The 24,899-nt window shown below is 36.4% G+C and carries 22 protein-coding genes; 8 read left to right on the plus strand and 14 right to left on the minus strand.

The genetic code is table 11. The annotated features are described in order from the left end of the window. Positions 1-321 precede the first annotated feature (321 nt). The 3 genes from LF886_RS15515 (at position 322) to ric (ending at position 2,009) form a co-directional block, all read left to right on the plus strand. The gene (locus tag LF886_RS15515; RefSeq protein ID WP_236850378.1) at positions 322-753 is read left to right on the plus strand and encodes an RrF2 family transcriptional regulator; all 432 of its coding nucleotides are present in this window, start codon (positions 322-324) and stop codon (positions 751-753) included. Positions 754-837: 84 nt separating this feature from the next. Then, on the plus strand, positions 838-1,260 hold the full coding sequence (locus tag LF886_RS15520) for a c-type cytochrome (protein WP_236850380.1): 423 nt from the start codon (positions 838-840) through the stop codon (positions 1,258-1,260). 23 nt (positions 1,261-1,283) lie between these two features. After that, positions 1,284-2,009, plus strand: a complete 726-nt coding sequence (ric, locus tag LF886_RS15525) for an iron-sulfur cluster repair di-iron protein (RefSeq protein ID WP_236850381.1) — start codon at positions 1,284-1,286, stop codon at positions 2,007-2,009. 85 nt (positions 2,010-2,094) lie between these two features. Here ric and LF886_RS15530 read toward each other — a convergent pair whose 3' ends face one another. The 9 genes from LF886_RS15530 to LF886_RS15570 all read right to left on the minus strand — a co-directional run bounded on the left by LF886_RS15530 (position 2,095) and on the right by LF886_RS15570 (position 12,064). Continuing rightward, on the minus strand, positions 2,095-5,580 hold the full coding sequence (locus tag LF886_RS15530) for a DUF2723 domain-containing protein (protein ID WP_236850383.1): 3,486 nt from the start codon (positions 5,578-5,580) through the stop codon (positions 2,095-2,097). A 176-nt stretch (positions 5,581-5,756) separates the two neighbouring features. Continuing rightward, positions 5,757-6,545: an SDR family oxidoreductase gene (locus tag LF886_RS15535; protein WP_236850385.1), complete on the minus strand. Its 789-nt coding sequence runs from the start codon at positions 6,543-6,545 to the stop codon at positions 5,757-5,759. Between the two features lie 185 nt (positions 6,546-6,730). Further along, entirely contained in the window at positions 6,731-7,543 is an 813-nt protein-coding gene (locus LF886_RS15540; protein WP_236850386.1) for a hypothetical protein, read from the minus strand. A 417-nt stretch (positions 7,544-7,960) separates the two neighbouring features. Next, complete coding sequence (locus LF886_RS15545) at positions 7,961-8,350, minus strand: RidA family protein (protein WP_236850388.1); 390 nt, start codon at positions 8,348-8,350, stop codon at positions 7,961-7,963. A gap of 99 nt (positions 8,351-8,449) precedes the next feature. Beyond that, on the minus strand, positions 8,450-9,010 hold the full coding sequence (locus tag LF886_RS15550) for a Crp/Fnr family transcriptional regulator (protein WP_236850389.1): 561 nt from the start codon (positions 9,008-9,010) through the stop codon (positions 8,450-8,452). A 324-nt stretch (positions 9,011-9,334) separates the two neighbouring features. Beyond that, entirely contained in the window at positions 9,335-10,054 is a 720-nt protein-coding gene (locus tag LF886_RS15555; RefSeq protein ID WP_236850391.1) for an SMI1/KNR4 family protein, read from the minus strand. 22 nt (positions 10,055-10,076) lie between these two features. Further along, positions 10,077-10,568, minus strand: a complete 492-nt coding sequence (locus tag LF886_RS15560; protein WP_236850392.1) for an SMI1/KNR4 family protein — start codon at positions 10,566-10,568, stop codon at positions 10,077-10,079. 12 nt (positions 10,569-10,580) lie between these two features. Beyond that, entirely contained in the window at positions 10,581-11,183 is a 603-nt protein-coding gene (locus LF886_RS15565; RefSeq protein ID WP_236850394.1) for a TlpA family protein disulfide reductase, read from the minus strand. A 161-nt stretch (positions 11,184-11,344) separates the two neighbouring features. Then, positions 11,345-12,064 (minus strand): DUF6796 family protein, encoded by a 720-nt coding sequence (locus LF886_RS15570; RefSeq protein ID WP_236850395.1) that lies wholly within the window; start codon positions 12,062-12,064, stop codon positions 11,345-11,347. A gap of 208 nt (positions 12,065-12,272) precedes the next feature. On the opposite strand from LF886_RS15570, the gene LF886_RS15575 reads away from it, so the two are divergent. The 4 genes from LF886_RS15575 (at position 12,273) to LF886_RS15590 (ending at position 17,573) form a co-directional block, all read left to right on the plus strand. Then, on the plus strand, positions 12,273-13,256 hold the full coding sequence (locus LF886_RS15575) for a helix-turn-helix transcriptional regulator (protein WP_236850397.1): 984 nt from the start codon (positions 12,273-12,275) through the stop codon (positions 13,254-13,256). A gap of 623 nt (positions 13,257-13,879) precedes the next feature. After that, entirely contained in the window at positions 13,880-16,210 is a 2,331-nt protein-coding gene (locus LF886_RS15580) for a TonB-dependent receptor (protein ID WP_236850399.1), read from the plus strand. A gap of 3 nt (positions 16,211-16,213) precedes the next feature. Then, on the plus strand, positions 16,214-17,032 hold the full coding sequence (locus tag LF886_RS15585; protein ID WP_236850400.1) for a DUF4249 domain-containing protein: 819 nt from the start codon (positions 16,214-16,216) through the stop codon (positions 17,030-17,032). Positions 17,033-17,177: 145 nt separating this feature from the next. After that, entirely contained in the window at positions 17,178-17,573 is a 396-nt protein-coding gene (locus LF886_RS15590) for a VOC family protein (RefSeq protein WP_109738198.1), read from the plus strand. 78 nt (positions 17,574-17,651) lie between these two features. Here the strand turns inward: LF886_RS15590 and LF886_RS15595 are convergent, their stop codons facing one another. The 3 genes from LF886_RS15595 to LF886_RS15605 form a co-directional block, all read right to left on the minus strand. Continuing rightward, positions 17,652-18,599: an alpha/beta fold hydrolase gene (locus LF886_RS15595; RefSeq protein WP_236850402.1), complete on the minus strand. Its 948-nt coding sequence runs from the start codon at positions 18,597-18,599 to the stop codon at positions 17,652-17,654. 164 nt (positions 18,600-18,763) lie between these two features. Next, positions 18,764-19,114 (minus strand): hypothetical protein, encoded by a 351-nt coding sequence (locus tag LF886_RS15600; protein WP_236850404.1) that lies wholly within the window; start codon positions 19,112-19,114, stop codon positions 18,764-18,766. 187 nt (positions 19,115-19,301) lie between these two features. Next, on the minus strand, positions 19,302-19,700 hold the full coding sequence (locus LF886_RS15605; protein ID WP_236850406.1) for an ACT domain-containing protein: 399 nt from the start codon (positions 19,698-19,700) through the stop codon (positions 19,302-19,304). Between the two features lie 194 nt (positions 19,701-19,894). Here LF886_RS15605 and LF886_RS15610 point away from each other — a divergent pair, with 194 nt between their 5' ends. Further along, positions 19,895-21,601, plus strand: coding sequence for an amidohydrolase family protein (locus LF886_RS15610; protein ID WP_236850407.1), 1,707 nt, complete (start codon positions 19,895-19,897; stop codon positions 21,599-21,601). Between the two features lie 427 nt (positions 21,602-22,028). Here LF886_RS15610 and LF886_RS15615 read toward each other — a convergent pair whose 3' ends face one another. After that, on the minus strand, positions 22,029-22,682 hold the full coding sequence (locus tag LF886_RS15615) for a response regulator transcription factor (protein ID WP_236850409.1): 654 nt from the start codon (positions 22,680-22,682) through the stop codon (positions 22,029-22,031). Next, positions 22,660-24,393 (minus strand): sensor histidine kinase, encoded by a 1,734-nt coding sequence (locus LF886_RS15620; RefSeq protein ID WP_236850410.1) that lies wholly within the window; start codon positions 24,391-24,393, stop codon positions 22,660-22,662. The genes LF886_RS15615 and LF886_RS15620 overlap by 23 nt, the downstream gene beginning before the upstream one ends. Positions 24,394-24,899 lie beyond the last annotated feature (506 nt).

A 24,899-nucleotide genomic window follows, 5' to 3' on the forward strand; every position in this document is an offset into this window, starting at 1 on the left:
ATGATAAAATTTTCACTAAAAAAGTCAAACATCTGTTTATAAATAAATTACACTCCCTATTTTTTTCAACAAAAATTACAGAAATAAAGGATGTATGAATAAAAATTGGATTTTCGCTGATTCTACTGTTTTGTAATTGCTTCATCATTCTACTATTTTAGGGTTAAAATTTTTGGATAAATACATTATTCTTCCAGCCACTCATAACATAGCAGGACAAAAAGGTTTTTCATGACCTTCGTCAGATTTAAAAAAAAATAAAAGAGTTATTTGTCTTTTATTAAAAATCTCTTTGTACCTTTGTCTCATAAAATCAGAAAAATGTTTTCAAAAACCTGTGAATATGCTTTAAGAGCTTTAATCTACATTGCCCAGCAGTCTAAAAATGGCAGCAGGGTCGGGATTAAAGATATTGCAAAAAGCATTCATTCACCGGAACATTTCATCGCCAAAATTTTGCAGGATCTCAGCAGAAAAGGATTTGTACAATCTGCCAAAGGCCCGAACGGTGGTTTTTATATGGATCAGAAAAACCTGAATAGCTCTATTGCTGATATCGTAAGAGAAATAGATGGTGATAAGCTATTCACAGGGTGTGGACTTGGACTTGACCAATGCTCAGAAATTCATCCATGTCCGCTTCATGATCAGTTTAAAAAAATCAGACAGGATCTGCGCATTATGCTAGAAACCTCTAAAATTCAAATGTTTGTTGATAATCTGGATTTAAAATTAACCCACCTGAAGGTTTAAAAAAATTTAATTAAATAAAAGATAAAAAGATCTTTTAATATTAAATAAATCAATATGAAATTATACCTTAAAATACCCCATATTATGAAAACACAATTGCTAAAGGCTCTCATTATTCCGGTGCTGTCACTCGTTTTATTTTCCTGTTCCAAAACAGAAACCACTCCTATCCCGCAGCCTGATCCTACCGCTCTGCAGACAGCCCCACCCCCCGTAGAAGCTCCTCCAGCTCCTGTCGTAATACCGAATCCAACAGGGGATAAAGGGTTACAATTAATTCAGGAAACCGACTGTCTTACCTGTCATAAGGTGGATTCAAAATTAATTGGACCTTCTTACCAGGAAGTTGCTGCAAAATATACAGACGCAGATCTCGATATGCTGGCACAAAAAATCGTTGATGGAGGTAAAGGTAATTGGGGAGACATTCCGATGGCCCCTCACACAGGATTAAGTAAAGAAGACGCCAAGCTAATGGTAAAATATATCCTGTCACTCAAAAAATAATCAAAAACAAAAAGTATCATATTATGAACACAAGAACAGACTTTATAGGAAATATGGTGGCTGAAGATTTCAGAACAGCTGCCATTTTTAAAAGACATGGCATTGATTTCTGCTGTAAAGGAGGAAGAACTATTGAAGAAGCCTGCAGCAATAAGAAACTTCCGCCTGAAAAGATTTATGAAGAGCTGGAAGCATTACCCAAAAATGAAAACGCATCAATAGACTTCAACAGCTGGCCTTTAGATCTGCTGGCAGATTATATTGAGAAAACCCATCACCGCTATGTGGAGGAAAAAACTCCGGTTTTACAAGCTTTCCTTGAGAAACTATGCAAAGTTCATGGAGAGAGACATCCGGAACTCTTTGAAATCAATACTTTATTTAATGAATCAGCTCACGACCTGGCAGCTCACATGAAAAAAGAAGAGCTCATCCTGTTTCCTTTTGTAAGAAATATGATGAAGGCGAAAATATCCGGTGGATCTCTGCAGCAACCCGTTTTTGGAACAGTGGAAAATCCTGTTCATATGATGCAGCACGAACATACAGTGGAGGGTGACCGTTTCAGAAAGATTGCAGAAATCACTGATGAATATCTTCCTCCAGCAGATGGCTGCAACACGTATAAGGTTGCTTTTGCGATGCTTCAGGATTTTGAAAATGATTTGCATAAACATATTCATCTCGAAAATAATATTCTGTTTCCGAAAGCTATCCGACTGGAAAAAGAGTTTACTGCTGTCCTTTAAAAATAGATAACAAAAAACAGGCTGTCTCAAAAGTCAAATAATTAAACATTATTTATATGAGACAGCCTGTTTTTTCACATATCGTTTACTGCGTTGCTTTCATCATGGCATTGGTTATTTCAATTTCTTTTTTTCTGGAGTAGGCAGAGTCAAAAGGCTCCATCACATTGAATAAATATTGATAAAAAGGAGCAATCTGTCTGACATTTTCAGATTCCTTCATGGCTTTTTCTTTACCCATTTGCTGTAATCTATTTACAAAAGCATTGAATTTTTTGTCGATTGGCGTAACAGATTTCAAAACATATGCATATGCTTTTTCGTTCTGCCCCAAAGTCTTGTAGGCATCCGTAACCGCTGAAACAACTAATGCATATTCCATCGGTTTGGACCTCATCGGTCTTTTGGACGCAACTTTAAATGAAGGGGAAAGGTTCTGATAATAATCATATTCTTCAAATATTCCTTTCTTGAGGGTTTCTGCCAGCTGAAGACCTTTTTGCTCCTGTCCTGCAACAATATATCCTGTGACCATCGAGCTTAATGAGCGTGGGTCGTTGTATTTCTCAACAGGAATTTCTTTTGCCGCAAGATCCAGTAGTTCCAGGGCCTTAGCTTTCTGTCCGCTTACTACAAGTGCAGACACTGCTCTGCTTACCGACATCCTGTAGCCCAGAATATTTGAAGTAGCCGTTTCATCATAATGAATACTAAGGTCTTTAAAATTACCCCATCTGAAGTTTTTCACCACCTGATAAAGAGAGTTGGCCTCTACCCTTCCTTTATCTCCATCCGGACTTTGAGGAGTATGAATAGGAACCAGCCTGTAACTGAAACCATCAAACTGCAGATATTCATCAAGATAAAAAATATTTTCACTGTCATACATTCCGCCTGATGAGAAATTCACAGGTCGCTTCCAGTCGAAATTGGCCAGCATGTCCAGCATCATCAGATTGCTTTTATAAAGGGTATTCGCCTCATAATTGATCATAATCTGATCCACTGCATTGGGAAGATCAGCTTTATTAATGATCCCTGATTTTACAGCATTTTCCTTATTTACAGGAAGAATAAATTTACTTACCGGAAGAATATTGTACTTTTCGTACTGCTTTTCGCCAAAATACATTTTCAATAGTTCATCCTTTGCGGATGATTTTAGTTTTAGGAATTTGATAGCATCTTTCAACGTAAGAGAATCCTGAGTCAGATATTTTCTGAACTCCTGAAATTCTGTCTCGGGGGCTCCCTGTTCTTTCAACATTTGGAAAAACCCTTCCCAGTCTTCTTTTTTCATCAGATACACCTGATCATTTACGCCGTCTCTGTATTCTTCATGGGTCAACTCTCCCGGGATTCCCATGGCATTATATGTTCTTCTTTTTACCTGATCGATACTCCATGGTGTAGCCAAAAGAGTAAAGTTGACTGTCTTTACATCATCCCTGAATCTTTCCGTTTCCTGGATTGCCCATACCGGAAAAGTATCATTGTCGCCGTAAATGAAAATAATATCGTTTTTAGGCAGCGAACGTAAAAATGAATACGCATAATCACGGGCTGCCGTTTTTTTGCTTCTGTCATGTGAAGTATAATTCTGGAACCCCATCATAAAAGGAATTCCTAATAATACAATTCCCAAAACAATAGGGGCTGTACTGGATTTAAGCTTAGATTGAATTAACCAAAGTATAGCTCCGGCTCCCAAACCGATCCAGATCGCAAAGGCATAGAATGACCCTACCATTGCATAATCTCTTTCTCTTACTTCGAAGGGCTTTACTCCGGTATAAAAGACAATTCCCATACTTGTCAGCACAAACAATGAAAGGATGGCATAAAACCTTCCGAAATCTCTGTTTAGCTGGAAAAAGAAGCCAATCAAACCTAGTATCAATGGAAGGAAAAAAAGCTTTACGGTACTTTCGTTTTTAAATTTGGCAGGCATATGATCCTGATCGCCCAGCATTGCATTATCTATAAAAGAAAATCCTGAGATCCAGTTGCCATTGGTATTTTCCATATGTCCCTCAAGATCATTTTGTCTTCCAGCAAAATTCCACATCAGGTATCTTACAAAATAGTATCCGTTCTGGAAAGAGATAAAATAATCCATATTTTGAGCGAAGGAAGGGCGTTTTACTTTGATAATATCGTAAGGTTTTACCTTCAGATAATCTTCTGCTGTGATAGAATCTCCTTCATATTTCGCTCTCAACTCCTCAAAAATCCGTTTAGCCTCCGGATTGTCTGCCACCTCTGCATTGTCATAATTGAAGGTGAAATCCGGAGCTCCATACAAAGAAATATAATTGGCAGTCACCTCTTTATCTTCATTGAACATCCTCGGCATAAAACTGATGTGGGATTTATTAAACACATAATTGAATCTTTCCCCGGTTTTTCTGTACGTTCCGGTTTTTTCATCTTTTTCGTAAATATCTCCTGTGACATCTCTTTTATAGCTTCCATCTTCATCTTTTTCCAATCCATTTTTGTCAAGAAATGCCGTGTAGTTCTGTCCGTAAATGGTAGGCCAGTCCCCATATTGTACCCTGTTGTAATAGTCTCTCATTCCGATTGCGGTATCCGGGTCATTAAGGTTCATTGGAGGATTGGCATTTGCTCTGATCGGAATCACCAGCCAGCACGAGAAACCAATAATCATGTATACAAGAGATAAAACGATAGTCTGGTACAGCTTTCTTTTGGCTTTTCTGGCGTATTTAATCAAAAGATAACTGATTACGGTCATGAGAACAAACGCAACAATCGTCCCCGAATGGAAAGGAAGTCCCAGCCCATTCACAAAGAAAATTTCAAGTTTCCCGAACAAAGTCATGACCAAAGGGAAAATAAATTTGAATACAAATGCAAGAATTCCCAATGTAACCAGATTAGCTATTATAAAATTCTTCCAAGAAAAAGTATAGTTTCTGGCGTAATACACCAGACATATAGCCGGAATTGCCAGCATACACATCATATGAACCCCTACAGAAAGGCCTATTATAAAGAAAATAAGAATGATCCATCTTTCGCTGTCAGCTGCCTTATATTCGTTTTCCCATTTGGTGATAAGCCAAACTAACAGTGCAATAAACAGAGAAGCCATCGCGTATACCTCACCTTCTACCGCTGAGAACCAGAAAGTATCTGAAAAGGTAAAGCATAAAGCTCCGATTACTCCGGCAAAGAGTATCGAAATCTTCTGAGATTTGGTAAGATCTTCAAAATCTTTATTTAAAAGCCGTCTTAAAAAATGGGTAATCGTCCAGAACAGAAACAGAATGGTAAAAGCACTGAATACTGCTGACATTGCATTAATCACAATAGAATAATTTTCTGAATTTCCCAATGCAAAAATACTTGCTACCGCTCCCACAATCTGGAATAAAGCGGCTCCCGGAGCATGCGTTACTTCCAATTTTACGGCTGAAGATATATATTCCCCACAGTCCCAAAAACTCAGGGAATGTTCTATGGTTGAGAGATACGTGATAAGCGCAACAGCGAAAAGGAACCATCCCACAACGGTGTTCCATTTTTTAAAAGACCAGTTTTTCATATACTATTTTTCAATATGTATATGACAACTGAAAAAAAGGATTTATTACATGAAAGTTGAAAATATTATTTAGGATGAAAATATTCAGATGATAAAATCCAAAAACTGTAAAAGCTTTAACTCAATTAAATAAGTTTAAAATGATACTGCATAAATAGATCAGGTAGTCTAAAATTTTAATAGGTATTATTCAAACCTCCGTCCAAAGGGATACTTGTTCCGGTAAGATAAGCGGCATATTCTGATGCCAGGAAAGCAACAAGATGGCCATATTCCTCAGGCTTTCCGAATCTTTTCATTGGAATTTTATTTTCTCTCGCTTTTTTTATTTCTTCTGCCGGAGTACCGGTCTGCTGCGCTTCATGGGTAACGAGTTTTTGAATTCGCTCGGTATCAAAATACCCCGTTAACACATTATTTATGGTAATATTATGCTGTGCAATTTCATTGGAAAGAGTCTTTGTCCAGGCGATTACTGCAGAACGGATAGAATTGGAAAGGGCCAGATTGGCGATCGGTTCTTTTACCGATAGTGAAGAAACATTGATGATACGTCCATTTCTCTGTTTGATCATATGAGGCAGAGCCAGCAATGTTGTTTCACAAACCGTCTTAAAAAGAAGATCAAATGCCTTCTGGTAATCATCTGCATTTTTATCAAGCGCTAAACCAGGTTCCGGACCGTTTGTATTGTTAACCAGAATATCTACCGAATGAGTATTAAAATATCCGGCAATAATTTTTTTATAGCTTTCAACATCCGAAAAATCAGCCACCAGATACTCGTGTTTCTGATCAGAATTGATTACCGGCAGTGAGGAAACGAAATCTTTAAGTTTTGTTTCATTACGGGACATAACGGTAACATTGGCTCCGCATTTTGCCAGCTCTATGGCAATTCCGGCACCGATTCCCTGTGTAGCCCCACCTACTAAAGCATTTTTTGAAAAAAGTTGAATATTCATCTTGATAATGAGCATTGATTAATCTATATAAATGTATGAAAAGCTTTACTGGTAAAAAAATCTCTTTACAATAATCCATATCCGACTTTCTCAATACAACAAAGCACCAGTATAAACCGGTGCTTTAGTATTTGTGTTAATAGAATCTTTTTTGATTGATCAATGCCTTGGGAACATGTATAACATTAATCTCCAATTCGGAAAACAAGCATCTGGGTAGACGTCGCTGCCAGGTTCATTCCTGCCCCTGAACAGTTGCCTGACTGACCTCTACCGAGATTAATCTGCCAGGTTTTGTTGGCCGGAACTGTAGTTGCATACGTAATGGTTCCTCCATGATTGGAAAGGGCTCCTTGCGAATGTGCAGCAGTGTTGTGAACTCTGGAACTTGTAGCATTCAAAGGAAAATCTACAAAATAAGAACTGACTGTACATCCTGTTGCATTATGTGATGCTTCATAAACAAATGTAATCTGATACGTTCCCGCAGGAAACGTGATGGTGCTTGTACCTGCATTATAAGTCAACCCTACAATAGAATTTTTTATAATAGTCATAGGTACTGCCAGTGATCCTCCTGCGCCCTGAGCCTGTAAAAAGTCAGTTTGGCCCGTTTCCAGACGGAAAACCGCGGGACTAGGAATAGATAAGGCTCCTAATGTACCAATGTTCTTTACAACACCATTAGCATCAATCACCAACAGAGGGTCTGTGGTACTATTTCCTGTTCCAACTCCCTGCAGACGCAGCGGATCTGTTCCATTGACATGGAGCTTATTGGTAGGAACTGTAGTCCCTATTCCCATATTTCCTGCAGCGGTAACCGCTACGTCATTGGCTTGTTGTGCTACGGATGGTATTCCGGTAGTGGGGTTATCCTTTGCACCATCAACATTAAATACTCCTTGCGGATTGGTTGTATTAATACCTACCTGTGCACTTAAAAAAATAAAATTACTTGTCAAAAGAAGTAAAAAATAGACGAGTTTACGTTTCATAATAAATTCTTTTTTAGTTAATATTTAAAAAATTCTCCGGTGTTATGAAAGTAGTTATTCCATTATGAATATAAATTCAATTAAAATAATAACCTTCATTAAACCAAATATAGTGAATTTCACATAAAAGTGATACGTTTTAAATTAAAAATAATTATTTATTTTTTTCAAAACACACACTATTACAATAAATTAGTAAAATATTTTTAATATAATCTACATATTATTAAATACATTTCATTCATTAAATTATTACCATATTTTAATAGAAATAATATCTCCTACACCAGAACAAAGCCCACCATTATTAGTAAAATTGAATGTTTATAGACCTTTATGCTAAGTCTATTGAAAGAAAAAAGAAAAAGACCTTCAAAAGTTGATTTGAAGGTCTTTTTTTTAATTTATATTTCTCATTTATTTTACTGCTGTCGCTTCGAGCTCAACTTTTAATGTTTCAAATAAGCCTGTTACTTCCAGCATTGCTACTGCCTGCTGAATATTATGCTTAGCAATCCACTCCTGAAGAATGGGGAAATAGGGCCAAAGTTCTTCTGTAGAAGTTGTATAGATATTTAATCTGACAATACTCTCACACTCATATCCTGCTGAGCTGATCAATTCTTCCAGATTGGCAATGGCCTGTTCCAGCTGGGATTTCATATCCTTATCACTCGATGTCCCGTCAGGATCAATAGCAGCCTGCCCTGAACAATATAAAGTACTTTCAACATTTTTTACTTCTACAGCCTGAGAATAGCTTCTCTCATCCTGCCATTTCCATGGATTAATTATTCTTTTTTCCATTGTATTGAATTTGTTATAGGTTACTCTGCAAAATTGCAGAATAGATACAGCAAATCCCTGTGATCCGGATCACGATTATGGTGTGAGTGAAGTCACATTTTACAGCGAAAGACGGCTCAAAGTTTCTCTGGATACGCCCAGATATGCTGCCAAAAGAGATTTCGGAACCCGCTGAACCAAAGAAGGATATTTTTTCAAAAGCTGATCATAACGATCTTTTATACCTGTTGTCATCATTGAAATAGTACGCTGCTGCGCTGTAATGAATCCCATATATGCTTTTTCAAGGAAGAAATGTTCAAGTTTTGGAAGCTGCGTACATAGCTTTTTATAATCGTCTAACGTAAGACACAATGCTTCTGTATCTTCAAGACATTCCAGAGACATCGTTGCCGGAGCCTGCTGATAGTAAGCCGGAAAATCTGTTTCCCACCAATCTTCCATAGCAAATCCGATAATATGTTCTTTTCCTGTTTCGTCAGAATACACCAATTTCAACAGACCTTTCAATACAAAATAATTGTAGGGTACGGTTTCTCCTTCCTGTACCAAAAACTGATGTTTCTTATATTTTTTATAGGTAAAGCAGGATGATATGAATTCAAATTCGCTATCATTTAGAGGGATTATTTTTTCGATGTGAGTCCTTAGCTGCTGCATATTCTATTTCTTAGGGTATAAATTTACTGTTTTTTCAAAGCAGAAATTACTATAGTAATCAGAAATCCGTCCATAAAAAAGCCTGCAATCTTTCATTTACAGGCTTTTTATTTTTAAAACTGTTTAAACTTTTTTATTAAACCACAAAAGGCACAAAAGATTGGGAGCTTAAGAGGATATCCTGGCAGAGAATAAGTCCACATAAGTTTTAAAAAATCAAAGATTTTTTAAAACTTATGTGGACTTTTATGCTGTATTATTTTAAACTTTCTAAAGTGTTTTTAAAAAAAACTTTTGTGACTTTTGTGGTTCGTTTAAACAGACTTATTTTATCTCTTTTGTATAATTGAACTTTGCGTTCAGTCTGTCAAAAGCAATCTCCCTTTTCAGGATTTCTTCCATTTCATCAAACGTAATGAGTCCTTCTGTTTCAAATGTATTGCCAGCAGGTACTTTATAGGTGTATTCAAAAATATCTCTCTGATAAATTTCATTCAGAATATCAATGTGCTTTGGTGCTAAATACGGCTCATGCGTTTTTAACTGGTTGAGCAGATTTTGTTTCAGATCTTCTTCATTTTCTTCATAAAACATAGAGTCTTCATCTATTTCGACGATCGCCTCAAGGAGCTGACGAAAGATAAAATCCTGGAAATTTTTAGCCAATATTTCAGCTTCCTCATCATCATGGGGTATAAAAGTTACCGGAACATCACCTCTATTTTCAAGATCAAACTGAAAAGCATACAGATCCCCTGCCCCACTTTTGGCAAACGGAACAAAGCTGTACCCAGCATGAATATTTCTGTAATCATCTTCCTCAGACATTTCATGAATGGAAGCTCTGATGGACTGTTCATCATTCCAGATCTCAATATCATACCCGAATAACAGCAAAGGTGGATTCTCTTTCAGTTTTGGAAAGACCGTCTGATACCAATCAGCACCGGATTCTCCCCAATCCAGCATACCGGATTCTGATAGTCTTCTGTAGACTTCAGGATAGTGGAAATTATATTTTTGTTCTAAGTTCTTTAAAATCATATTTTTTGTGATATAAATAAGGTTACAATATAAATGGGTATTTGTCACTTAATGTTGGATGGATCCTATTCAGGATTTGAAAAAACTCCTGTTTAATGAATTTCGGGATGGTATCATATTCATCAAAATAGACATCCAGCTGACCCACGATGAATGCCATTTGCAGCCATTCTTCAAAATTAATATTCATAGGCTCCAGCTTTTCATCATAGTCATGGTCATAGAAGAAAACCTGATCCTCTGTATTAAAAAACCATCGGTCACCCTGTCCGTTACAAGAAAAACACCAATAATTGGGCAGAACAAATTCTTTATTTTCGTTGACAGCATCCACTGAGTTATACAGGATGGTTTCAGAAGAAATTTCTGTTGTATTCATTTGGGTAACCCAATCCTTATATCGCTCGGAGAAAGGAAATGTAATGGTCTTTGGAAAATTCTGCAGGGGTGTTTTTTCTTTCAATATTTTGGAAGAAATTTCTTCAAGAGTTAATAAGGTAAAGGAACTCATCATTAAACTTAAAAATTATGGTTTTTGTTTCAACAGCTCATCAATCTGTTTGTAAAATGAATCTTTGCTGTAATCTGCCAATCCTTTATGATGCAGGCGAATCTCTCCTTTTTTATCAATCACGACTGTTGTGGGTAAGGAACCACTGTAAAGCACAGCAGGAATATTGCCGGCAGGCACCAGAAAAGGAACGGTAAATCCTTTTTCTTTTAAATAAGATCTTCCAAGAGCCGCATTATCATCCAGATTTACGGTAAGAAACACCATATCCGGATTCGTTTTGTATTGATCATAAAATTTCTGAACAGACGGAAACTCTGCTCTGCAGGGAGGGCACCATGATGCCCAAAAATTGATAAAGACCACTTTATTGTGTAAAGCAGAGATATCAATAATCTTTCCGTCTTCATCTTTCAGCATAAAACCTGCGTAGATAAATCTTTTTGAGGTATCCTGTTTTTCTTTGGGTTCTGATATGCTGGAATTGAGGATTCCTGTGGAAGCAACCTGTCTCATCAGCCATGCCTTTGCATCCTTATTTACCAATACGATAATGAATAAAACCATCAGTATAGCTGTGGAACCATTCTTTCTTATCCATGTTTTTAGATTTCCCATATTCTTCTGCGTAATTCTTAAGCCAATATAAGGTTAATATTTCGTACGAAGGTTCAAAAGGATAATTTTCTAGAGCAAAAAAGCCTTTAAATCCTAAGACTTAAAGACTTCTCACTGCACTTTAATAGTAAGTTATTCTCATGGTAAAGCTCTTTTAAGAATCATCTATTATCCAGCAGTTTCTTTCTGAAAATGAATAACAATGAACTGAAAAATATCAGATAAGCAATATTGAATATTGCCCCTCCAACCCATCCTGAATAAGGAAGCGGCAAAAGACCTTTTACAGGAATGATCAACAGCGTTAAAACAAATGGCGTCAATAAAGCCATCCATTTTGGAAGCAAAGTTTTGTTTAGAAGTATGCAGACCGCAAATGAAATCCACCCGATAGCCAGAACACCAATGGCCATTCCCCAGGCAATATTCAGCATTTTCATGAAACCTCTTCCTGTCTCCAAAAGATAAGCATGAGAAACCGGATCTGTGTGGTAAACTGCTTTATAGATTTCCCCAACATAGAAAAATCCGGCGTGGCCTAAAGGAGATAAAACCGCTCCGGCCATTAGAACCCAATAGACAAAAACAGCATACCATTTCTGGGTATCTCTAAAAAACTGATACACCAGCCAGGTTGCAGGAAGCAGTAAAGGACCTGTAAGGGCACCGATCAAAGCACCAAACATCAATCTTGAAGTAGATCCTTCCAACATTAAAGTGGAAAATTCAACGTTTACCTGTTCTGCATACGTTTTTGAAAACAATGGATAATCTGCAGGGTTCGGATCAAATCCGGCTACAAAAATATCACCTATCAGCCAGCATATTGATACAGCTATTGCCGCTGCAAAAGACCATTTTACTTTACTTGAATATTTCATATTTTTTAAATAATTAATTTTTAATACACTTTAAACACACCTATTTCATTTTACTTTTCCGTGTGTGGGGAATAACAAATCTGATTATTAAGAATGATTCTAAATAAACATTATCTTTGTACAAAAGTATCTTATCCATTTAACAGTGGAGGTACGCAAAACGGAATAAAAAGTCCGTCATAAGGAAATTCTAACAAAAGGAAACGAAATGACAGTACGGCTATACAATGAAACCCTTGGGGAAATGCTTATGGAGAAAGATTATCCTGATATTTATTTCTCAGATAATGTTGATATTCAGGAATATATTACACAGCTCAGCCCTCCTTATGGGAATGGTTTTTATCATGAAATATGCTTTGCGAATGTCCATATCAGTTTTGGAAATATTTCATTGACTAACCGGCTTCAGCTGTATCTTGAAAGCGATGCAGATACTGTAGAAATGCACTTTGCCCTTAAGGGAAAAAGTAAAGCAATTTCAGGAAAATTCGAGAAAACGGTAGAATTTGACAGCTACCAGCACAATATTATTTATGCCCATCATATGGAGGGTAAAATGGAATTCGACGGTCCAGAAATGCATCTCTTAGAAATCAACCTGGCCCCGGAATTCTTTAAAAAATTTCTACCCGAACACTTTGGGCTTTTTGAACTGTTCAGAAATTCGATTGACAAACAAAACTCATCCCTCATTCAGCCAAATCATAACCATATCACTTTGGAAATGTACCAGATTCTGAATGATCTTATGCATTGTGACAGAAAAGGGATTTTTAAAAGGATGTATCTTGAGGCTAAAGTAAGCGAACTGCTTTTGCTTCAGTTAGAACAACTTTTTCACAAAACACCTTCTACTTCCAGCTTGTCCAAAAAAGATGAAGAAAAGATATATGCTGTAAGAGATTATATTGCACATAATCTGCAGGCAACCGCTTCTCTTAATGAACTTGCCCATCTGGTGGGAACCAATGAATTTACTCTAAAAAAAGGATTTAAAGAACTGTTTGGAACTACTGTTTTCGGATTCTGGAATGATACTAAAATGGAACTGGCGAAAAAAATGCTTCTTGAAAGTGATATGAATATTAATGAGATTTCGGATGTGATTGGCTATAAAAATCCAAGACATTTCTCCGCGGCATTTAAAAGAAAGTTTAATATATTACCCAGCAAGGTTGGGTACAGATAATTGAGTTTTTTATGATTAAAAAATATTCTGATTGTAAAAAGGGGAATCAACTTTATTATTCATTGTGCAATATTTTAGTCATTTCAGAGTTTAGATAAAAAATTAGAAGAAGAAAACTAAAAGATATCTGCGAAAAATAATGGCTGACAACGATCCAATTTTTGATCTGTGGCTTTCATTATTTTGTTCCGTAGTTCAAATTTTCTTGCGCCATTATTTTATATAAACAATCACCATGAAAAATTACACAATCTCTACGGCCTTTATTTTTCACTCTTATTATCATTCAATCCTTATTCCCTTCCACAGCTCTATTTTCTGACCCAAGGTTACTATTTTAAAATAAAATACACCAAGAAATAGAAAAGAATTTATTTAATTTCAATAATAAAGAAAACGTACGAATAAAATAATATCCACTACATAATATTATTTTTCGTCTAACAATTCTCACTTATTCTTATTTTATAAATATCGGGATAATGCTGTAAAAAGCTTTTTGGGGATGGATTTATTTCATAATTAAAGCTTTAGGTGTAACTAATCTCCTATTCATCCAACTAATCATGTATCATCAAAACATTAATTCATATACAAGAGATCTACTACTTTAAAATAAACTAATGCAAACATCCTTTTTTAAAATTACCGCAGCTACCGCTGCGCTCTGCTTCAGCACCCTGGCAATGGCCCAGCAAGCTTATTCTGTAAGTGGAACCGTGAAAGACAAAAAAAACGGGGAACTGCTCATCGGAGTATCTGTAAAAGTAAGTGAAGATCCCACGATTAATGTTGTCGCCAACGAATATGGTTTTTACTCACTTTCATTACCTGAAGGCAAGTATACCATCATTATTTCGAATCCCGGATACAAAGATTTTGAACAGCAGATAACCGTTGACAAAAATATAAAAATTGATCTTCCTCTTATTCAACAGGAAGAAGTCTCAAAAGCAATTGATGAAGTCGTTATAAGCGGCATTAAAAAGGATAAAAACTTAACATCTGCCCAAATGGGAACGGAAACGTTAAGCATTAAAAGTATAGAGAAACTACCTGTTCTTTTCGGGGAAAAAGACGTTATGAAAACCATACAGCTTTTACCTGGTATCAAAAGTAACGGGGAAGGAAGCAGCGGATTCAGTGTAAGAGGGGGAGCCACAGATCAGAACCTGATATTACTGGATGAAGCTCCGGTTTACAATGCCTCTCACCTTCTTGGCTTTTTCAGTACATTCAACAGTGATGCCCTGAAAGATGCCAGCATCATTAAAGGAAACAGCCCTGCCCAATATGGAGGCCGTCTTGCTTCTGTACTGGATGTCAAAATGAAAGACGGGAATAATAAAGACTATAATGTGAATGGTGGAATTGGTCTTATCAGCAGCAGACTGAGTGTAGAAGGGCCTATTCAAAAGGAGAAATCTTCATTCATTGTTTCAGGAAGAAGAACCTATGCTGATTTATTCCTGAAAAGCAACAAGGATTATAAAGACAACAAACTATACTTCTATGATCTTAACCTGAAAGCGAACTATCAGATCAATGAAAACAACCGTATTTATCTATCCGGATATTTTGGAAGAGATGTACTGGGTCTGGGAGATACTTTCAATACAGACTGGGGAAATACGACAGCAACTTTGAGATGGAACAGTATTATCAGCAGTAAGCTATTCTCCAATACGTCTTTCATCTATAGTAATTATGATTATAAAATCAGTCTGAAAAATGATGACACTGTATTTGATTTAAATTCAAAAATACAGGACTGGAACCTTAAGCAGGATTTCACATGGTTTGCAGGAAACAAACATTCAGTGCGTTTCGGTCTTCAGTCGATTTACCATACGCTTACTCCAAGCAGCGCTTCCGGCACTACGGTGAGCAGTTTTGCCAGAAATCCAAGATACTCATGGGAAAATGCTGTTTACATCAATGATGATTATAAAGCAACAGAAAAGCTAACGATCAATTACGGACTAAGGCTTTCTATGTTCAGTGTCCTTGGAGGCGATACCTTCAATACCTATGAAAATGGCGTGATTACCGACAGTAAATTCTTAGAGAAAGGAAAATTCGGGAAAACATACACGAATCTTGAACCGCGAATTAGTGCCAACTACCGCATCAATGAGGTCAGCAGTGTGAAAGGAGGTTATTCCCGTAATACCCAGAATCTTCACCTTTTAAGCAACAGTAACAGTGGAAATCCTACTGACCAATGGATAGGAAGCAGCTATACGGTAAAACCTGAAATTTCAGACCAGATCAGTATGGGCTACAGCAGAAACTTCAACAATAATAATTATGAATTAAACGCTGAAGTATATTATAAGTCTATGCAAAACCAAATCGACTTCAAAAACGGGGCTCAGATTGGTTTTGATACGGGATCCGATGTAGAAAGCGAGCTTTTGTTTGGAAAAGGAAGAGCCTATGGTCTGGAACTTATCGCCAAAAAGAAAAGCGGAAAACTTACGGGATGGATCTCCTATACCCTTTCTAAAACAGAAAGAAAGATCGACGGAATTAATAATAATGAATGGTACAATGCAAGAATGGATAAAACCCATGATCTTTCCATCGTTGCCACTTACCAGCTTAATCCAAAATGGTCTCTTTCCGGACTTTTTGTTTACAGTACAGGAAATGCGGTTACCTTTCCTACCGGGAAATATGAGCTGAACGGACAAACTATATTCCAGTACAGCAGCAGAAATGCAGACAGAATGCCTTCTTATCACAGAATGGACGTAAGTGCTACTTATGAACCAAGCTCCAATAAACGATTCCGTGGTTCATGGACGTTCGGTATTTATAACCTGTATGGCCGTGAAAACGCTTATACTATTAATTTTGAAGACAATCCTGACAGACCTGGAACAACACGCGCTATGCAGACTTCTTTATTCCGCTGGGTACCAAACATCACTTATAATTTCAAATTCTAAATCATGAAAAATACATTTTATATTATATTCGCTCTCTTCACTTTAACGTCTTGTGAAAAAGAGATTGATCTGGATCTAAACGATCAGAGCGGAAACATTGTCATCGAAGGAAATGTGACCAATAAACCGGGACCTTACACCGTAAAAATTACAAAATCAGTTGGTTTTTCAGAACCCAACCAATACCCAGCCGTAACCGGAGCCCAGGTTATTTTGAGTGATGATATGGGACAGACCGAAACTCTTCAGTACGCAGGAAATGGAATGTACCAAACCTCTACTTTTGTGGGAGCACCAGGCAGAACGTATACCCTGAAAGTACAGGCTGATGGAAAGCAATATACCGCTCAGAGCAAGATGCCGGAAGTTGTTGATTTTGAAGGGTTAGAACAGAGTTCTTTCAAATTTGGTGATAAAGCTACTTATACCCTTTTACCGATTTTTACCGATCCTATGCCATTGGGAAACCGCTATCTTTTTAGTTTTACAATCAATGAGCTTCCTAAAAAATACATGAATACTTTTTCGGACAATGTCAATAACGGATTGCCTAACCAGCAGCCTCTTATTCTTCCGAATGATGATAATAAAGGCAGAGATCATGAAGTGGTAGTGGGAGATAAAATACATGTAGAGATGCAAAGCATAGATAACAATATATTTACTTATTACAGTGCTTTGCTTCAGATTTCCGGAGGCAATGGCGGAAGTGCCACACCAGCCAACCCACCCAGTAATATCAACAATGGAGCTTTGGGATATTTCTCAGCCCATACAACGGATACGGAGACTTTTGTCATTCAACAGATAACCACTCCATAAAATAACATAAAATCCCGATTTGAATCGGGATTTTTTATTTTCCCTATCCTATTCTTGATATTCAGTAAAAAAATAAAATTCATTAATTTCTACTGACATCCTGTTGTCACCACTCTACCCTACTTTTGTTTTAAATTTAAACAACATGAAATTAACGTCATTAAGAATTATTACAAAAGACATCAAAGCATCAGTAGAATTTTACGAAAAAGCTATTGGAGCAGCTGCCCGATGGTATACTGAAGATTTTGCAGAGCTTTCCACCGATTCTATTACAATCGCAATTGGAAGTACGCGGACAATGCAAATGTTTTCGGAAGGTATGACCGATTTTACCGGAACAAAATCAATCATTATCGAATTTTTGGTTAACAATGTGGACGAAGAATATGAAAGAATCAAAGGCATAACTTCAGAAATTATCCAGGAACCGACAACCATGCCTTGGGGAAACAGATCACTTCTGTTCTGTGATCCGGATGGAAATATGATTAACTTCTTTACTCCTGTGAGTGTGGAGGCTGTGAAGAAATTCAGCTAAGTCTTTCCATCAATAAAAAACAAAAACTCGCTGTTCATAATCAGCGAGTTTTTTTATATCTCAATTTTAATATTCCACTTATTTCCCAAGAAACTCAATTGCTTTCCCTACAAAATTATCATGGTATTGATAGAAAGAAGCATGTCCTGAATCCGGGAAAATCACCAGTTCTGCATGGTCTAAGTTCTGCGCCATATTTTTAGCATTCTGAACAGATACCGGAAGGTCATTTTCACCATGAACAATCAGCACAGGATTTTTGATCTTTTTTATTTCGGTAAGAGCATCAGCATTCGGCTGAGCCCAGGTCAATACTGCAGTAAACTGTGAGTTTGAAGTAATATCGCTTAACGGAAGATCTCTGTCTACTGTGCGAAGCTGGATTCTTGCAAAGGATGCTTTTCCCTCTGTAATACTTTGGGCAGATTCTGTAAATCCAAATTTTAGAAACGAAGCTTCAGGACTTAATCCTGCTGTTCCGGCAACAATATTAGGTAAGTTAGACAATCCGATGGCTCCTTGCGGCCCTGTCCCCGTTAAAATCACTTTATTGATGAGTGCCGGATTAGTAAGCACTATTCTCTGCGCAATAAATCCTCCCATAGAAAATCCCATGATATTTACTTTCTCCAAATGTAAAGCTTTGATAAAATCAACCGCATCATCGGCCATAGCCTGAACAGTATTTGGAGTAGTTCCCTTTGACGAAGCAACTCCCTGATTGTCGAAGATGATTACTTTGTATTTTTTTGCCAATCCGTCTGTCACTGCAGGATCCCAATCATCCATCGAACCTCCCAATCCCGGCAAAAGGATCAGTGGGGTTCCATTTTCTTTTCCTAAAACGCGGTATGCAATAGCATTTCCTTTAACGTTTACGAATTGGGTTTTGGCAGTTTGGTGGTTCCAATTTTGTATCTCTTGTACCGTGGGAGGCTCATTTTCTTCAGTACAGGACATTGTCACTACTGTAAAAAGAGTTAAGCATAATAAGCTTACGGCTGAGATTTTTCTGATTGCTTTCATTGTCGTTTATTTTTGTAATTATGCTGCAAACATAAAACACAAAAACAGGCAGAACATTGAAAAACCTATTGAACAGGACATTTATGGGGTTTATCCAGACAATTCAAAATCCGAAAATTTAATGGCAATTAGTTATCCTTTCTGAATAGAATAAATAATTATGATCATCTAATTTTTTTATTTAAAACAGATTTGTGAAGATCTTTTTCTGAGAACCAGACATTCCCACATTCTCCGCATCCCCAAAACTTTTTATTTCCGTCATCAATATAGCTTACAATACCATCAGAACAAACCGGACAGTCGGTACCATCCAATTGACTGTTCTTTTTATCTTCATCTTTTTGAGCTTCCATTGATAATAAATCAGCTGGGTTTATGGGGATGTGTTTATAACACTTGGGGCAATCGGTCATGATCAGACGTTGGCCTCTTTGTATGGCCCCTCCAATAAACAGTTCCTGATCAAGGTCTGCTTTAAAAATTTCATGACAGCTAGGACATCTTATTTCCATATTTTTTTTAGTTTTCTTTCATCATTCTCTCTATCCTATTCTTATCAAGATAAAATCCATCTGCGATAGAAATGCCATTTTTACTGATGGCAGCACTCTTTGAAACAAAATTCAGCGTTAAAAAGAGACGTGAATAATAAGCATAAAGTTAAAAATTAACCGTAAAAAACAAAGTAAGAGTTTTGTATCAATTATTTTTTAAAGCTTCAAGAGCTTTCATTGCGTTTTCAGCATCTTCTTTGGCAACAAAAATATGATCATGAAAATAAGCTGCCACTACATTACAGCTGATATTTTCCTGTTTCAGGGCATTTGCAAAAGCTGCAGTAAGCCCTACTGCTTCCAGGGAGGAATGGATATTCAGGGTGATCCATGAAGAAATATAACTGTAATTCATCCCCCATTCCTCTGCTATAGCTTTTTCTAAAACGATGGTAACGGCTTCGGCTTCCCGAAAGAAAAACAGGATCTTTTCTATATCCTTTATCTCACCTAAATTTTCAACCGTACAAAACACATATTCACCAGCATTCAATACGGGTTCCATGTTCTGAAGCAGAACCGCTAAATCCTTTTCTCCTGACATCTTTTTTTTGACACAAAACTAAGAGATAGATCACAGCATCCATTTATCATTTGATAAAAAATACCCACTAGCCCTCTATCTATTGTTGCCAAAAACTGAATTATCGGCTATTTCTTTATTTCAAAAAGGAAAGAATCTCATATGATATTTTGTTTGTAAATTAGGCTCCAAACTAATCCCTCACTTACTTATTCATGAAAACTATATCAGACCCGGATTTATCTGAAAAAAAACGGAATCCGTTCATTAACTGCCATACCCATACTTTTACCGGAGACCATATTCCACAGTTTCTGGGTAAAAAACTTCTACCGGCAGGTCTTGAATCTATTCTCACGATAAGACTTATCATCAACTTTTTCAGATGGTATTACCGGGTTCCTACAAAATGGCAATATAAGCGTCCCTACAAAGCTTGGCAGGCCTTTCATTTTCGTGTTAAATGGTTTCTTCAGAAAGTTCCTTTTATTACCATTCCTATTGCAGTGATACTTACTGTAGATACATTGCTGATTCTCTTTTTCGGCTACCTGGAAGGAAAATATCACCATGAGGTCTGGTTCGGATATATTGAATGGCTTAATCGCTTTATGCAAAATATTTATCTGCTTCCTAGCCCACAGCACCCAATACTGAGAGTTTTGATTGTATTGATACTATTTTTACTGATCAAATCCGGAAGAACATTGATTATCTTTATTGCCAAAAGTCTTTTTCAAATCCTACGTATACTTCCTGGCCCTGAAACGAAGGCATACCTTAAGCGGTACATCAGTATAGGCCGTTTTGCATTTCACAAAAGTCAAATGACGATATTCAGAATGTTAGAAAAGCAATATCCTGCAGATTCACGTTTTGTAGTTCTTCCCATGGATATGGATTATATGGATGCCGGCGTTTCCAAATCCAGCTACCGGGAACAACTTGAAGAGCTTAAAAAGCTCAGAAGGACCAAACCCAAAACTTGTCTTCCTTTCGTATTTGCTGACCCCAGAAGGATAAAGGATGATTCTACTTATTTTGATGAAATAAAAAACTGTATTGTACATGAAAATTTCAGAGGAATCAAAACCTATCCTGCTCTTGGATATTACCCTTTTGATAAAGATATTCTGCCCTTAATGTTATGGGCTTGTGAAAATCAGGTACCTGTTCTGAATCACTGTATCAGAGGAACTATTTATTATCGGGGTAACAAAAAGAAAGAATGGAACAGCCATCCTGTCTTTATGCAGTCTACCGGAGAAAAAGGAAAAAGTGAACCGCTGGCCCTGTATGAGCTTACCAACAGTGACTTTTCGACCAATTTTACACATCCTCTCAATTACCTTTGTCTGTTGAATGAAGAGTATTTGAAAAAACTTCTGGAATATTACAATGATGATTCTTTATATGCTCTCTTCGGTTATACAGGGAAAGATCAACCGCTTGCTAAAAACCTGCATGAGCTTAAAATCTGTTTCGGACATTTCGGAGGGGAAGATGAATGGACAAAATATATGGAGCGAGACAGGTATCTCTCTGAAAACGGATTCACCAATCCAGTGGGTAAAGGCATTAATTTCATTCCTACTGCCCTGGAAAATTCATGGCGTCATAACTCATGGTTTGCGGTTATTTACAGTCTGATGTTACAGCATCCTAATGTATATGCCGACATCAGCTACATCCTTCATGATGAAAATATATTTCCGCTTTTAAAATCGCTTTTAAAAAAAGACAGCCGAATCAGTGACCGTATTCTGTATGGAAGTGATTTTTACGTGGTACGGAGCCAGAAAAGTGATAAACAGATGTGGGCAGACACTTCAGGAAGATTAACGGAGAATGAGTTAGAGCTGATTACCAGGGATAATCCAAGAGAATTTCTGTATAATCATATTCATCAATATGTTAAGTAACTAAAAAATTGTATCCAAAAACAAAAAAAGAGGCTATTTGCCTCCTTTTTTGTTTGTACTCGTAACCTATCAACCGAACCTCACTATATGTATTTGTGTTTTTCATTTGGCTTTTTAAGAATCCTGTCTAAGATTACTCATACACTTCTTTTTTCATCAGTGTTTATTAATTTCATCATTTGTGTCTTTCATAATTATCCTTTAATTGAATAATTATAATCATTTGTTGTTTTTGTGTATGAAATTTTAAACTAAAAAAGCATTTCTCATTTACTTTTTTCATTACTTAAATTTCACAGTACAAAGGAACAACATTACAAAATAAAATCATCTATAAACCCCATCGATACAAATCGATCATCTTATAGATATTTATCGATAAAATAAAAAATTCTGACGGCAAGAAGTGAGTAATCCCTTGTAAACACTAGAGTTTATGGTGGGTTTTGACAAGGTCGACAAGCTCAATTATATTTTCAATCTTTAGTTTTTCAAAGATATTTTTTTTGATTGTGCTTACTGTATTTTGTTTTATGTCCAGACTATTCGAAATTTCCAGGTTACCATATCCTTCAGCATAAAGTTCTGCAATCTGCATTTCCCGCTTGGTTAAGCTGTTGAGAGGGCTTATAAGATCCGGATTGGAAACAAGTTGTATCGATAGATTCCGCAGAAGTTCAGAGAAATATTCTCCTTTCTCTATAAAAGTTGTAATTGCTTCTCTTACCTCATCTTCTTCGCTCAGTTTGCTGAGATAGCCATTAGCACCTGCTTTGATAAATTTTAGGCCATGCAGATCCTCTTCAAGTCCTGTAAAAATCAAAATCTTAATATCAGGATTTACACTTTTCATCTGAGGTAAGATATGCAGGCTGTTTCCGTCCGGAAAATGAGCATCAATGATTGCCATTTCAATGCTTTTTGATTTTATATGCTCCAATACCTGATGTAAGGACGAAGCCTGATAAACTATAGCTTGAGGAGCAATATCACTGATCACAATTTCCATCCCCTGACGCACAATACTGTGATCGTCTGCCAGCAGAAATATAATCTCTTTATTTTGAATTGGCATTTCCATTATTATTATAATTTAAATTGATCCTGAATGTCACTTTCGTTCCTTTATGCAGCTTACTTTCAACCGATATATCACCATCGAAAAGTTCTACAATTTCTTTTACCAGATTAAGACCCAGTCCGGCACCCAGATTATCTACTTCATCAGATACCATCCCCTGATAATAAGGATCAAAGATTTTACCTAGATCAGATTCTGATATTCCTACTCCAGTGTCTCCAACTGTTGTGATTAGGGAAATTTGATTTTCTCCAAGTGGTTCTGTGATCATCACGAGATCAATCTGTCCGTTTTCTGTAAATTTATTAGCATTCCCAAGAATATTCATAAAAATCTGATTGATTCTGATGTTATCAGAATATACCACCAAATCTTCAGGAATTCTGTCTGTCACCACAAATCTGTTGTTTCTGGTTTCCAAATAAGGAGTAATAACCTTTACAATAGAACCAATCTCCTCTTTAAGATTGAAAACTGACTTTATCAGTTCTTTCTCTGCATTTTCATTTTTTGTGTATTCCAGAATCTGGTTAGATTGCAGAAGCAAAGTGCTGTTGGTAAACTTAATAGATTTAAGATAATCCTTTATTGTTTCATCCTCTGTCGTTCTGTAGATTTTATCTATAAAAATATTGATGATTTTTAACGGGGATCTCAGGTCATGGCTCAGCATTCCCAAAATTCTATTTTTAAAATTAAGGTTCTTTTTAATTTCAGCATTTGCAGCATTAAGCTTTCGCTCATAGATAAATGCTACTCTTGTAAAATACATGATCAGAATAGATACAATAAACATCAGAATCATCAATCCTAATACCAGATAAGTCCTGATGTGGTTATTATTGGAACTTTGTTGGTTGTATTCTTTTTCCAGTTCTGATCTAAAATCCTTGATAGCGTTTTCGTAAACCTCTATCAGCCCGTTACTATAAACCAATAACTTACTGAAGTTACTGTAAAACTGTAAATTACTCTTTTGCTTTTGAGCGGCAAGCAACTGTACCCTTTTTACTTCGGCAGCATAATGCTTATCCATAGACTTTATTGTATTGTCCATTTTGGATTTTACCTGAGAAAGATCTATGGTTTTGTTGTTGGTCATTGTGATCACCGTACTCTCTTTCTGAACATCTACTTTTCCTGCGACAGCATCTTTTATACGTCCGAAAAAGCCTTTCTTTTTAACCGTATCGGCATAGGTACGTGTCTGAATTTTGATATCTTCAAAATCATTTTTGTACTTGGCTGGTTCATATTGCTTATCCTCAACCTTTGACGGCGGATTCAGGGAATTTTGGTATACCGAATCTATTAATGTTTTCAACTTTGCAGTCTTCAGTGTATCCTGTCTGTGAAGGGTCAGCGTTTTTTTCAGTCTAGGGCTTGTATTTTCATATTCCCCAATTTTGTCGAAATTCATTTTAAGCTTTCTCAAGGACTGAAAATATAACTGCAGTTCATTGTTGTCCTGAGTAGCCATATATTTCTGAAGATGATCCTGGGCATCCATAAAATCCTTTCTGGAATTATCGGTTAATCCTCCCAGTGCACGGCTTTCCTCCAGCTGATCTTTGATAAATTTCAGCTTCTTCCCGTTAACAAATTCATTATAAAAAAATATGGCAATAATGACCTGTATCAACAAAATACAAAGGATCAGTGAATAATGAACAACTTTTCTCAATTTAAAGTTTAAGAATTTATATTTCATATCTGTTTATCAGTTAAATTAATTTTCCTGACTACTTAAGTTCATTTGATATTAGTTTTCAACAATATACTATTATTTTTGCAAATTTCATAATAGTTATAAAGCATCTAATTAGCAAAGTTAAAGTAATTTTTGTCTTGTTGTAATAATGGATCCTTGATAAAATAAAGAGAAATTAATTTTATTTACTATTAAAACGTTAAGTAAACATTAAGTTTCATTCACGTAAACTCATTTTCTTAGATCAATTGCAAAAGTTGAAGCCTTTTAAAATATTCTCCATCTGTTTATTTTATTGTATACATCAAATAATAATGGGTCGAATGATGTATGAAAAAGAACAAAAACCCACTCCCTATATCCAACCATTTAAAAGATCAAAATCCCCCTGTTAAACAAGCTTTTCCTACCATTCAGTATTTCTACTCAATGCAGTAATTGGTTATTTACACTCTAAGAGCATATACCCCCTTCTTTGTTACTTTGATTACATGGACAAACTGATT

The organism is Chryseobacterium sp. MEBOG07 (genome assembly GCF_021869745.1).
In the GTDB taxonomy this organism is placed as follows: domain Bacteria; phylum Bacteroidota; class Bacteroidia; order Flavobacteriales; family Weeksellaceae; genus Chryseobacterium; species Chryseobacterium viscerum.